At 66.4% G+C, this 12,831-nt stretch carries 8 protein-coding genes and 4 pseudogenes; 9 read left to right on the top strand and 3 right to left on the bottom strand.

The genetic code is table 11. From position 1 onward, the window contains the following. Positions 1 to 56: 56 nt before the first annotated feature. The 3 genes and pseudogenes from P1P70_RS29505 to P1P70_RS45885 form a co-directional block, all read left to right on the top strand. Positions 57 to 1,409: pseudogene (locus P1P70_RS29505) on the top strand (NF041680 family putative transposase); the annotation flags it as partial. Positions 1,410 to 1,488: 79 nt separating this feature from the next. Further along, positions 1,489 to 2,982, top strand: coding sequence for a transposase (locus P1P70_RS29510; RefSeq protein ID WP_319243067.1), 1,494 nt, complete (start codon positions 1,489 to 1,491; stop codon positions 2,980 to 2,982). Positions 2,983 to 3,022: 40 nt separating this feature from the next. After that, positions 3,023 to 3,166: pseudogene (locus P1P70_RS45885) on the top strand (transposase); the annotation flags it as partial. Between the two features lie 295 nt (positions 3,167 to 3,461). Here P1P70_RS45885 and P1P70_RS29515 read toward each other — a convergent pair. The 3 genes and pseudogenes from P1P70_RS29515 to P1P70_RS29525 all read right to left on the bottom strand — a co-directional run bounded on the left by P1P70_RS29515 (position 3,462) and on the right by P1P70_RS29525 (position 6,356). Beyond that, a complete protein-coding gene (locus P1P70_RS29515; RefSeq protein WP_319243069.1) occupies positions 3,462 to 4,340 on the bottom strand; it encodes a hypothetical protein in 879 nt (292 codons plus the stop codon). Between the two features lie 511 nt (positions 4,341 to 4,851). Next, positions 4,852 to 5,765 (bottom strand): annotated as a pseudogene (locus P1P70_RS29520) (IS982 family transposase). A gap of 93 nt (positions 5,766 to 5,858) precedes the next feature. Next, entirely contained in the window at positions 5,859 to 6,356 is a 498-nt protein-coding gene (locus P1P70_RS29525) for an NUDIX domain-containing protein (protein ID WP_319243070.1), read from the bottom strand. A gap of 204 nt (positions 6,357 to 6,560) precedes the next feature. Between P1P70_RS29525 and P1P70_RS29530 the strand changes: the two genes are divergently transcribed. The 6 genes and pseudogenes from P1P70_RS29530 to P1P70_RS29555 all read left to right on the top strand — a co-directional run. Next, the gene (locus P1P70_RS29530; protein WP_319243073.1) at positions 6,561 to 7,511 is read left to right on the top strand and encodes a DUF6192 family protein; all 951 of its coding nucleotides are present in this window, start codon (positions 6,561 to 6,563) and stop codon (positions 7,509 to 7,511) included. Between the two features lie 2 nt (positions 7,512 to 7,513). After that, complete coding sequence (locus P1P70_RS29535) at positions 7,514 to 7,924, top strand: hypothetical protein (RefSeq protein WP_319243076.1); 411 nt, start codon at positions 7,514 to 7,516, stop codon at positions 7,922 to 7,924. Beyond that, positions 7,924 to 8,874, top strand: coding sequence for an IS5 family transposase (locus P1P70_RS29540; RefSeq protein WP_413471568.1), 951 nt, complete (start codon positions 7,924 to 7,926; stop codon positions 8,872 to 8,874). Before P1P70_RS29535 ends, P1P70_RS29540 begins: the two co-directional genes overlap by 1 nt. Positions 8,875 to 9,262: 388 nt before the next feature. Next, positions 9,263 to 11,638: a pentapeptide repeat-containing protein gene (locus tag P1P70_RS29545; protein WP_319243078.1), complete on the top strand. Its 2,376-nt coding sequence runs from the start codon at positions 9,263 to 9,265 to the stop codon at positions 11,636 to 11,638. Positions 11,639 to 12,145: 507 nt separating this feature from the next. Beyond that, positions 12,146 to 12,475 (top strand): hypothetical protein, encoded by a 330-nt coding sequence (locus tag P1P70_RS29550; RefSeq protein ID WP_319243079.1) that lies wholly within the window; start codon positions 12,146 to 12,148, stop codon positions 12,473 to 12,475. A gap of 128 nt (positions 12,476 to 12,603) precedes the next feature. Beyond that, positions 12,604 to 12,738 (top strand): annotated as a pseudogene (locus P1P70_RS29555) (MBL fold metallo-hydrolase); the annotation flags it as partial. Positions 12,739 to 12,831 lie beyond the last annotated feature (93 nt).

Here is a 12,831-nt window from a genome sequence, read left to right on the forward strand (position 1 = left end):
CGTTCTCCACGCTTCGAGATGTCGAGTCACGAAGTGCAAGAGAACGGCCGCTGTGTATGAGTCTGTCTGCTGATGCGCCCGCGGGCGAGGCGTTGGACGTGTTGTCCCGCTTTCGGGTCGAGTTCTACGAATGCCTCTACGCTCGCTCGGATGCGCTCTTCGAGCTCACTGACGCGGTGCTGTGCGCGGACGGGCCGGTGAAGACGCTGGTCGAGCTGTCGCTGGCGGTCGAGCACCGTCGCGGGCACGGTGCCTTGTACGCGGCATTGGACCGCGGTTGGCTGGAGCCGACGCGGTTGCGCCGCACGCTGGCCAGCCTGCCGCTGCCGAAGGCGGCCGACGGGCGGATCGTGCTGGCCGTGGACGTGAGCAACTGGCTCCGTCCCGATGCCCCGACCAGCGACGACCGGCTGTTCTGCCACGTCTACGGACGTGGTGACCGCAAGACGGACCAGTTCGTGCCGGGCTGGCCGTACTCTTTCGTGGCCGCGCTGGAGTCCGGCCGCACCTCCTGGGTCGCCCTGCTGGACGCCGTGCGCCTGGGGCCCGCCGACGACGCGACCGCCGTCACCTCCGCCCAACTGCGCGATGTCGTCAAGCGGTTGACGCATGCCGGGCACTGGCGGCCGGGTGACCCGGACATCCTCATCGTGGTGGACGCCGGCTACGACGTCACTTACCTCTCCCACGCCCTGGCCGACCTACCGGTGATGCTGCTCGGGCGCCTGCGCTCGGACCGGGTGATGCTCCGCGACCCGGGCCCGACCCGTTCCGGCCCGAAGGGCGGGCGGCCCCGCCGGCACGGCGGCGTCCTCACCTTCGCCAAGCCTGAAAGCTGGCACGAACCCGACGTCACAACGGTCACGGACACCACCCGCTACGGCAAGGCCGAGACAATCGCCTGGGCCCGGATGCACCCCAGGCTCACCCACCGAGGCCCATGGCTGGACCATGCGCACGAGGAACTGCCCATCCTGCACGGCACGTTGATCCGCCTACAGGTCGAGCGCCTGCCCGGCGACCGCGCCCCGAAACCGGTCTGGCTGTGGTGCTCAGCCACCACCGCAACACCGGCGGACGTGGACCGCTGGTGGCGGTCCTTCCTCCGCAGATTCGACCTGGAACACACCTTCAGGCTCCTGAAGCAGACCCTCGGCTGGACGGCACCGAAGGTCCGCCACGCCGACAGCGCCGATCTGTGGACCTGGCTCATCATCGCCGCCCACACCCAGCTCCGCCTCGCCCGCCCACTCACCGAGGACCTGCGCCGTCCCTGGGAGCGACCCGCCGCACCCCGCCGCCTCACCCCCGCCCGCGTCCGCCGGGGGTTTCGCAACGTCCGCGCGACGACGGCGAGGCTGTCGCACGGCTCCTGCCCGGTGAAGGTCAAGAGCGATTCGTTGTTCGGTTCCAGGGATCAGGGAGACGCCGGACTCTTGGCTGGTGGGGCGGAACTTCTTGTCGGGCGACCGTGAACGTGATCTTGAGATGCCGCGGGATGTGCGGGAGTGGCTGCCGCCCGAGCACCTGTGCTGGAAGGTGCTCGACGTCGTCGAGCTGCTTGACCTGTCGGCGTTCGAGAACAGCTACCGTGACGACGGGCGGGGCGGGGCGGCCTACCCTCCCGCGAGCCTGATTGCGTTGCTCCTGTACTGCTACAGCAAGGGAGTGCGTTCCTCCCGTCGCATCGAGCAGGCTTGCTGGGACGACGCGGGCTGCCGAATCATCACCGCGAACCGGCGAGTGGACCACTCCACCATCGCGCGGTTCGTCCGACGGCACCGTGCCGCCTTGAACTCGCTGTTCGTGCAGGTGTTGTCGCTGTGCGGCCGACGTGGCCTGGTCGATCTTTCGGCGGTGGCCGTGGACGGCTCACCGATGGAGGCGAACGCCTCTCGTGACGCCAACCAGCGGCTCCAGCGCCTGGAGGAGACCATCTCCCAGTGCGAGAAAGAGATCCACGCGCTGATGGAGGATGTAGTCGACCACGCGCTGAGCGTCGAGGCCGACGGCTCGGCAGCACAGGGCGATGGCGATGACGCGTGCGACAACTGGCCTCGCCTGTCCCGGCTGTGCGACCGGCTCACCCGCGCCTACCTGGCCAGGGACAGACTGCATGAACGGGCTATGCCTTCACCCACCGAGATCCGGATCAAAGTCGAAGCCGCCGAGCGGGTGGTGGCCCGCGCGGAAAAGCGCCTGGCCGCCGAGAGCGAGGCTCACCAGGAGAAGCTGAAGAAGTACGAGCTCCGCGTCCGAGAGGACCGGGCGGCAGGACGTCGTGGCGCGAACGGACGGCCGCCGGTCCCGATGGAGCACAAGACCGTCCTCGTTCGCCAGCGAACGCGACTGGTGAAGATGCGTACCTGGCTGGAGCGGGCCCGCACACCCCGACCGGCACCCTCGCCGGAGTCCCGTGCCTGCCTGAGCGATCCCGACTCCAGACTGATTCCCGGCAAACGCGGCGGCTACCTGCAGGGATACAACATCCAGATCGTGTGCGCCCGCCGTCAATTCCTGCTGGCCATCGAAGCGCACGACAATCCCTCGGACAGGACGGCCCTCGTTCCGATGGTGAAGAAGACCCAGCACAATCACCAGGCCGCACGGCTCCCCGGCGACATCCAACTCTGGCTCGCCGACAGCGGATACGCCTCCGCCGCGTCCTTCGAGGCCCTCGCCGACCTCCCGCTACTGGTCTCGGTCACCAGCGATGCCGACCAGGCAGGCTTTCCCGCGAAACGTCAGCAGGCTCCTGTCGGCCAGCAGGACATGGCGGCCCGTCTCGCCACCCCGACAGGACGGGCCCAGTACCGTCAACGCAGTGCCCTGGTCGAGCCGGGATTCGCCCAGATCTTCCAACGCTTCGGACGACATCTCAACTACCGAGGCCGCCAGGCGGTGGACGCCGAGATCAAGCTCCTCGGCACGGTGCACAACATCAACAAGCTCATCAATCACATGCCCAAGAATCGCTCTTGACCTTCACCGGGCAGGAGCCGTGCGACAGCCTCCGGCCCGTCCGTCAGCCGCACCGAAACCGTCCAAGCCGGGACCGGGACGGCCTCCCGGCTCGAAGAACAGGCAGCGGGCCACACGTCACGACGTCGGCAAGACGGTCAAACGTGCTGAATCGATCAAGGAACACCACGCCCGCCGAGGATAAACGCCAAGCTCAGAAGCTGTGTCAGAACCGGTGATCAGTTACGCTCTGTAATGACGTCCTGCTCATGATGTCCACCAGTGCGGTGCCAGAGGAAACCCGGCGCAGGCCTACGACTGACCGGCCGCCTTACCCCTCCTCTTCCTCCGCGCCGCCGACAGCGACGCGGAGGAAGAGGATCCCGATGAGGGATGCCTCCGCCCGGCCAAGGGCTTGCCGCACGCCCCTCCGTATCACCGCGCTGGAGCGCCAAAGGCGTCCGCCGCGGTTACGACGGCCATGAAGGACGTCGCTTTCCCTACCCTGGCGTTGCCAGAGTGTCATCAGGATCGCCTGGGTCAGGTGTATCGGCGGCGCTGTCGCTGGCGATCAGAGTGTTACCGCCAGCCCGTAGCGGTATAGGAATTGCGTCCAACCGTGCCAGGGATGGATCGTTCACCTGTCCGGCTGCCAACGCCTCGGCGACACCTCGCTCCGCTTCCGTACGCGAAGCCACCCCGACATAGATCAAGGTAATCAGGAACGGCAGGGCCAGCAGACACCAGGGGTTCCAGCGGATCGCCAGGATGACGCAAGCCGCGGCCAGGGGGCTGAACATCGCGATACGGAAGTCGCCTTCGGACTGGAGCCGGTCGTGTTCCAGCGCGACAGGCTCCGATGAGCCGCGCAGGCGCAGGATGATGTTGTAGCTGTCCGCCTCCAATTGATCGGCCAGCGTCTCGGCATCGACCACCCGGCGGACAACCCAGTGGCGAGTCCAGCGGTCAGCGAGTGCGCGGTGCTCCCACTCGGCCCTTGTTCGATTCGGTAGATTTGCAGGGGGATCGGCCATCAGCTGGTCAAGGAGTTGGCTGCGGAACGCAGCGTCATGGCCGAAGCGCTCCGCGAGTCGGCTAACAACCACGTAGTTGAGTGCCTTGTTGCCTTGGTTTGCTCGGTGATGGCCAGGGGTTATGGGGGCTATCCGAGTGCGACGCAGAGCGGCCCCGACCGCGTATGTGGCGCTCAGACCGAGCTGGGTGGCGATCACACCGAGGATGTAAGCGGCCACGCTGATGGCAATTCCCGCCGCGATGAGCCCTGCGGCGTGTGCCAGCCGGTACACATCAGCCAGGACCCCGTGTGCACTGCCTGGCTCGGGCACGCGATAGCCGACAGCGAGCCACAGCACGATCAACCACGTATACCCCACAGTGAGAGGAGTGCGAATCTCCCGTACTCCCGGCAATAGTGTGGCTAACATGCAGCAAGTCTGTCTGAAGTTGCAATGTCAGGAAATACCTCAACGTGCCATCGTGAGTGGCTTGTTGGGGAGATCAGGCAATGGCAGGCGGTCATGATCGCAAGTGGACGCGGGTGCGGAGTAGATGGAAGGATCCGCGGCCGTACATCTGCTGCTTGATCGTCTTAAACGGTTGATGTGGCCCTCGATGCCGAAGCTGCACGTCAGCGTCATACTGGCGAGGACCGCGTCCCAGCCCTGGCGGCGGTCCAGCACCATCCCCACCGCATCCGGGAACAGTACGTCCTTCAACGCGGAAAGATCCCCTATGGCCAGGGCATTCCCGCTGCTAAGCATGGCGCCGAGGACTACACGACCGTGACCGTCACGAGATTCCGCCAGACCCAATCAGATAGCCCCAGCAGCCCGGCTCGCCGGAAAGGGCTAGATGATCGATTCCAAGGGGTCAGTGATCGTAGGCCGCCAGTGGCGTAGGACGGGCTGTACGGTGTGGTCGTTGTGCCAGATGGCGGCGATCAGGGCGAGGATCCGTTGTATGACGCGGGCGATGACACCGCCGGGCGTGCGTGCTCGGTGCTGTTCGAGATCGAGTTGGCCCTTGAAGGTCTGGTTGACCGACTCGATGACCTGCCGCAATGGCTTGAACAGCGGTGCTCCGGGACGCTCTGGCTCGCCCTTTCGAGCTGGCCGCAGTAGCCGGATGTCCTGTTCAGCCAGTTGTTGTTCGAAGTCGCGGCCGAAGTAGTTCTTGTCGCCGATCAGTGTCTGAGCAGGACGTGCGGCGACGAGGCCGGGTTCGGCGGAGAGGAGGTCCAGCAGGGTCTCGCGTTCGTCGGCCTTGGCCCCGGTCAGGGCGAAGGCGACGGGCAGGCCCTGAAGGGTGCACACCAGATGCAGGCGCAGGCCCCAGAAGAAGCGGCTGTGGCTGGCGCAGTAGCCGTACTCGGCCCATCCGGCCAGGTCGGAGCGTTCGACGGTCTCGCGTGAACGGCCGCATTCAACCGGCGTGGAGTCCACGATCCATACGTCATCGCTCCACACACTGGTGTCGGTGGCCAGCAGCCGGGTGACCTGGCGGAGCAGGTCGGCGGCCTTGCGTAGACGCTTGTTGTAGCCGGGCTGCTGGGGCAAGTACGGGAAGAGATTCCGCAGGTGGGAACGGGCGTGGCGGAGCCACCGGGCCTCGGAGGTGAAGCCGAGCATGGCCTGCATCATCGCCACGGTGACCAGTTCGGCGTCGGTGAGCTTCGGGGCGATCCCCACGGCCGGCCGCTACGGTGCGAGATGGGGTGAGTCCTTCAGCAGGTCGTCGATCTTCACGTAAAGTGCGGTCGCGAGGGAGTCCAGCTCTGTCTTCACACACTGACGTTGGGCTCCCTCGCCTCATGTGTGCAGGCGATCTGCAGGTTCCCGTCAGCGGCCGGGGCTGCGTCCGAGCATCGGGTGCGAGGCTCACAGGCCGAGCGGCACCGGTGTGGCCGGAACGCCTTCGGCGATCAGCGCCGCCAACGGTGTGGCGAGGTCGCGGGGTGAGAACAGTTCAGAACCGCGGTAGTCCGCGATATCCCGAAGGCGCCACCAGCGGAAGCCATCGATGTTCTCGGCGGCGAGTTCGTCGTCGGACATCGCTCCGCGTGGAGGGAACGATGCGGTGCGGACAAGGAAATAGTCGTTGATTACTCCGTCGTAGCCTGCCGCGTGTCCGGGGGCGACGACCTGCTGGTGCCACACATGTGGCGGGTCCGTATCGACGGCCAGCCCTACCTCTTCGTGCAACTCGCGACGTAGCGCGGCAAGCGGCGTCTCGCCGCGCTCGATACCGCCACCAGGAGCCGCCCACACGACCACCGTGCCGGTCGGCTTGGGAATGGCGAAGCGGCACAGCAGGATGCGGTCGCCCTCATCGAGGACGACCCCACGGACTGAGTGACGCAGGTTCACCGAGGACATCCTGGCAGGCTATCCAGCTACCGGCGACCTGCACGACCCCTTGGAATCGATCATCTAGGGCCGTAATAGGGGCCGGAATCGGCCATGTTGGCTCGTTGTCTGGTGATGTTGGTGGTACAGGGTGGAGTCTGGGCGCATCGCCGGGCCGGGGTTCCGCAGCCGACGCAGGACGCCGACGCTTCGGCCCGCGCTGGGTGGTGCGCCATGGCCCCAATGGTGGAGATGGTCGGGAAGGTCACGCGGAGCCGTTACGACGAGCTGGTGGCCGAGTCTCTGGACATGGTGGAGGAGGACACCCGCTGCCAGTTCGGCCTCGGGGACGCGGCTTTGGAGCTGGAGCCGCTTCGCGGGCACGGCGGTCACCTGCCGCTCGACGAGGGTGACCAGGGTGTGGCGGAGTCGCTGCGGTTATTCGCAGACGAGATCGGGCTGTCCTTCTATACCGTGCGCACGCAGCGGTGGGTGGCCGCGCAGTGGCCCGCCGAACACCGGCAGGCGGGGGTCTCCTGGGAGGTGCACCGGATCCTGGCCCACGCACCGGACCGGTTCGAACTGATCCGGAATCCGCCGCTGAGCGAGCGCACCGGCCGACGCCGATGGGGTGCGGGGGTGGCCAAGAAGGTGGTGGGCTGGAAGACCGAGGAGGTCCAGGTCCCGGTCACCACCGAGGAGAAGGTCGAGGTGATCCGTGAACTGGCGCGCGATGACGAGGCGATGGCGGCGCAGGTGGCCACCGACTTCCTGCGCCGTCCGGAGGTGGCGTTCAAGGCCATGCGCGATGCCGAGGCCCGGGACAACGTGAACGAGGCCCAGTTCGAGCAGGCCGGGCTTGATGACGACGAGTTCGACGAGGAGTACGAGGAAGCCTTCGCCGACGAAGAGGGCGAGCCGTTCGAGGACCCGGCCCGCATCGTCCGCAGCTGGCGGAAGTCGATGGAGTTCACCGATCTGATCGCCGTCTGCCAGGGGTTCATTGCCGGGGCCGCACGGCTGGTGCCGAAGCTGCGCGGGCACGAGTTCACCGAGACCCAGACGAAGGTGTTGGAAAACCACTTGGAGAAGATCCGCGCGACGGCCGACTGGATCGAGACCGCGGCCGCGACCGGTCAGGTGGACCTCGACGAACAGCTCGCCCAGCTGCTGCGGGGCCAGTAGCCATGGGGGCGGGTCTGCCCGCCCACGTCCACGGCCAGGCGGTACGCAAGGCTCTGCAGGAGGCGCGGCCGGCGGGGCTGACGCTTCCGCAGTTGTGCCGGGCGACCAAGCGCACGCCGTCGCAGGTCTGGGCGGGCTTGAAGTTCCTGCGGAAGGTCGCGGTCAAGGAAGGACTTCCGCCGGTGACCTACAGCAGACGGGACGGCTTTCAGATGTCGGAGGAGAGCGAGGTCTGGATCTCCTACGAGCGGGCGATCTTCCAGACGGAACTGCACCGGGTCACCAACTTCATCACCGGGATCATCGCCCCGCACGCAAAGAAGGCCCCGGACGACGAATGGATCCGCCTGGTCCTGGACCAGCTCGGCGGCGTCAAGGCCACCCTCGAAGTCCTCACCCGCATGGAACGCTGATGACCGAGACCCGACCGCCGGCCGTGCGCGAGCGGCGCTACCCCAGTGACACCACGGACGCCGAATGGGCAGTCCTGGAGCCGCTGCTGCCGGTCCCGGCCTGCGAGTCGCCCACGGGCGGACGCCCGGAGAAACATCCGCGCCGCAACGTGGTGGATGCCATACGGTACGTGAACGACAATGGGTGCAAGTGGAGGGCGGTTCCCGTCGACTTCGGGATCCCCTGGCGCACGGTTTATGGGTTATTTCAAAGGTGGCGGGCGAGTGGGGACCTGGCGCGCATCCACGCCGAGCTGCACCAGCTGGTCCGTGTTCACGACGGCCTCAATCCCCGCACCGTCGCGGTGATCCTGGACTCCCAGTCCGTCAAGGGCGCGGAGACGGTGGGCCAGGACACCCGCGGCTTCGACGGCGGGAAGTTGATCAATGGAAGGAAGCGGCACCTGGCGGTCGACATGCGCGGCATGGCTTTGGCTGTCATGGTCACCGCTGCCTCGCCGCACGACAGTATCCCCGCCCGCGACCAGCTGTTCCGCCTGCGCCTGGTCCATCCCGAACTCGCCGTCGCCTGGGCGGACTCCGCCTACGGCGGAACCCTTGTCGACTGGTCCCACTCCTTCCTCGGCATCACCCTCAAGACGGTGCCCCGCCGCAAAGACCAGGACGGCTTCGCCGTCCTCGCCAAGCGGTGGCGAGTCGAGCGGGCCATCTCGTGGATCATGAGAGCCAGAAGAAACGTCCGCGACTACGAGCGGCTAATCTCGCACAGCGAGGCCCACATCACCTGGACCTTCATCACCCTCATGGTCCGCCGCCTCACCCGACCTCCCCGACCACCGCGCACTTCGCCCCACCCCGTCGAACCGGTGAAGGCGGCCGGCAAGCCCACGCCCATACGCCTCCGGATGCAGCCGCAGACGATCCGACTGGCTCCCACTGCCTTGTCCTGATGTGCACATGTGCTCCCCCACGACTGCGCAGTCGTCTCCTGGTACAGCGTTTCGTGAACTTCCGGCGGGGCTTGCTGCGTAGTGGCAGGGTGTCGTTGGTGATGGCTGAGCAAGTGGGAATGATTCGCCAGGAGCAACTGGTGGGGACACGACGAGCAGCGTGGTGGCTGAAGCCCACCGAGCGGGAACGGACCTGGGGATTGCACGGAGTTCCCAGGCCGTGAGTACACCACCGGACCCCGCACCATCAGCGCCTCCCTGGCCATACTGCGCACACGGCTCGGACTCCGCCACCAACCCCGTCGGCTGCATCGGCATCCATGTCCCGGGCCACACCGTGTGCCTTGCCCACCTGAGCCACACCGACTGCGACGCCTACCTCGCCAGCTTGGCCCCCGGCGCCGACATCGACCACCGAGGAACCCGCTTCACCCCGCATCTTTTCAACGCCCTCCGCCGAGCCCTCCGCGACCCCACCTCCAGAAGAGTCCAATTCGGCGCCGCCCGATTCGAGGATGCGCGGTTCCCCGGACCCGCCCGGTTCGGCGAGACGCAGTTCTCCGGCGAGGCCCGGTTCGACAGGGCGCACTTCTCCGGCAACGCCGGATTCGACAAGGCGCAGTTCTCCGGTCCCGCCCGGTTCGACAAGGCGCAGTTCTCCGGTCCCGCCCGGTTCGCCGATGTGCAGTTCTCCGGCGATGTCTGGTTCGACGAGGCGCAGTTCGCTGGCAGTGAGGCCCGGTTCGACAGGGCACACTTCTCCGGCAACGCCTGGTTCAAGGATGTGCAGTTCCCTGCCGACGCCCGGTTCGACAGGGCGCACTTCTCCGGCAACGCCGGATTCGACAAGGCGCAGTTCTCCGGCGACGCCTGGTTCAGGGAGGCGCAGTTCTCCGGCGACGCCTGGTTCAGGGAGGCGCAGTTCTCTGGCGACGCCTGGTTCAGAGGGGCGGGGTTCTCTGGCGACGCCTGGTTCAGCGAGGCGCGATTCTCCGGCAGCGCCCGGTTTGAGGCACGGTTCTCCAACACCGCCGCATTCGACAGGGTGCAGTTCTCCGGCGACACGCGGTTCGACAGGGCACAGTTCAACCGCGACACTTGGTTCAGCTTGGCGCAGTTTGAGGCAGACGTCCGGTTCGTCGATGCGCGCTTTGACGGAATCACCCAGTTCGCTGCGGCCCAGTTCTCGGCCGACGCCCGGTTCAACAGTGCCCAGTTCTCGGCCGGCGCCTGGTTCATCGAGGTGAAGTTTAACGGCTACGCCAGATTCAGCGAGGCGCGCTTCTCCGACAGCAGTGAGTTTGGCGCGGGCACCACGTTTGGCCTGGCGCAGTTCTCCGGCTTCGCCGCTTTCGAAGGGGCAGACTTCACCGGCAACATCGGGTTCAACCAGGTGCAGTTCTCGGCCGACGTCCGGTTCAGCGGGGTGAACTTCTCCGGCATGGCCTCTTTCAATGACACGCAGTTCTCCCGTAACGCCGAGTTCGACACCGCGCAGTTCTCCGGACTCGCCGTGTTCGACCGGACGCAGTTCTCCGGCGCCGCTCGGTTCGGCGGGGCGCGCTTCTCCGGCGATGCCCGGTTCAGCCAGGCGCGATTTTCGGCGCTGTCGTCGTTCGGGCCAGTCGTGTGTGCGGGCGTGGTAGATCTATCCGGTGCGGTGTTCGAGACACCTGTGACCCTGGAAATCGCGGCGCGTACGGTGCGCTGTGACAGGACCCGGTGGGAGTCTACGGCGACCATGCGCTTGCGCTACGCAACCGTGGACCTCGGCGATGCGGTGCTGTACTTCCCCGTGGCGGTCACCGCCCATCCGGGCGCCTTCACCACTCCAGCCTGGACGGGGGTTCAGGCGGTGGACGAGAGCCTGCTTGCAGACTCCGAGGACAAGGTGCGACTGGTCTCGGTACGCGGAGTGGATGCCGCACACCTAGTCTTGGCCGACACCGACCTAAGCGACTGCTTGTTCTTCGGCGCCTTCCATCTTGACCAACTCCGCCTGGCAGGCAAATGCACCTTCGCCTCTACCCCAACCGGCCTCCACCGCCGCCACTCCGTGTGGCCGTACCGGTGGACCCGTCGGCGCACCCTGGCCGAGGAACACCACTGGCGCGCGCTGACAGCCGACCCACCCGCCACGCCCGGGGCCGAGGAACGCTCACCCCGCGACTGGCGCGCCGGACAACAGCACCCTAATCGCCCTCAAACCCGAGACCCGGGGGACGTGGCCGCGCTCTACCGGCAGCTGCGCAAAGCCTACGAAGACGGCAAGGACGAACCGGGTGCCGCAGACTTCTACTACGGCGAGTGCGAGATGCGCCGCCACGACCGCATCGGCACCCCGCCCGGCGAACGCGGTCTGCTGTGGGGGTACTGGCTGCTCTCCGGTTACGGACTGCGCGCCTCCCGCGCCCTGGGCTGGCTGCTCGCCGCCGTGGTAGCCACGATGCTGCTCATGATGGGGCTCGGTGTGCCCGATTCCTCTCCCCGGCAGGTAGCCACCGGCACCGTCCCGGCTGGCGGCGGCCGGGTGACTTTGGCCGTGGACAAGCAGGACCCGCAACTGACCCTGCCCGTCGGCGACCGGTTCACCGAGAAACGCTTCGACAAGGCCCTGCAAGTGGTACTGAACTCCGTCGTGTTCCGCTCCAGCGGTCAGGACCTCACTACCTGGGGAACCTACACGGAGATGGCCAGCCGCTTCACCGAGCCCGTCCTGCTCGCGCTGGCCATCCTCGCCATGCGCAGCCGCATCAAACGATGACGCCTATAACCGCCCCCGTCTCCTTGTTCAGCAGACCAAATGCCGATATTGACGCAAAGCGTTCCGAGAACCAGCCACAGCACTATCTGTACATGGGCTATCACTTTAAGGTGACGCTGGAAATCCCCAATCCGGGCGGCCGGAGGGTTCCGATGCTGGACGTGCCTACCCTTCCAGGGACGCCGCCTAGGCCCGTCCGGGCCGCTAACGTCTTCGGTTACGGGCGGCGAGCTGCCAGGTGAGGACGGACCTTGTGAAAGAGCTGATTCCGGTAGCGGCCGGCTTCCTGCTCACCACGATGCTGGGTGGGCTACTGGGTTTCTCTTCCAACAACGCATCTGGGCTCACCAGCATCGTGTCCAGACACAGGACCGGGAGCGGGAACGGGCCACGCTGGTATTCGAGGAAGTCAGTAGGCTGCTGGACAAACGCCTCTATCGGCTTCGGCTTCTTTACTGGAGCCTCACCGCCGACACCGACGTCCGCTCCGAACAGTCCAAGGCCCGTATGGAGGACTACCGGCAAGTGCTGTACGAGTGGAACGACAGCATCAACCGAAACCTTGCCCTCATCCAGCAGTACTTCGGCATCGCTATCCGAGAACGCCTCGACTACCAGATCGGGGGAACCTTCGTAGAGTTGGGCCACGCTGTGGAGACCATGTGGAGACGGTTCGACAGCGGCACCGGCGCGGGGAGCAGCGAGCCGATCAGCGACGCGCGGCTGACCGCGCTCGGGGCGCAAATCTATGCGTACAACCTGGACATGATCTGGGCCATCCAAGGTGGGGCAGTCGGCTGGTTGATCCCAGAGAACCGCCGATCTCCGGCTCGATGACAACCTGTCCGAACAGTGACAGCTGGCCAACATGGCTGATTCCGGTTCCTGTTGCGACCCGCGTTACCCGGATCCACCGACCGGTACTGGTCGCAGAACGTCACAGATCACCGGTTCTGACACAGCTTCTCACCGACGCCCACGAACTCCTCGGCGACGACGGCGACGCATACAAGAAGGCCATCGTCGACCGGTACCCCACCCACATCGGCCCGTTCATCATCGACATCGCCAACCGGTCCCTCTTCCCGGCCGACAACTGAACTCCCGGCAGTCGAACACCGGAGTCGAACACTGGCAGCTGAACGGCGCGTCTGCCACGCGCGCCGCCCGCCCCACGCTCACGCGCTGAAACC

The organism is Streptomyces sp. MB09-02B, assembly GCF_033794485.1.
Lineage (GTDB): Bacteria > Actinomycetota > Actinomycetes > Streptomycetales > Streptomycetaceae > Streptomyces.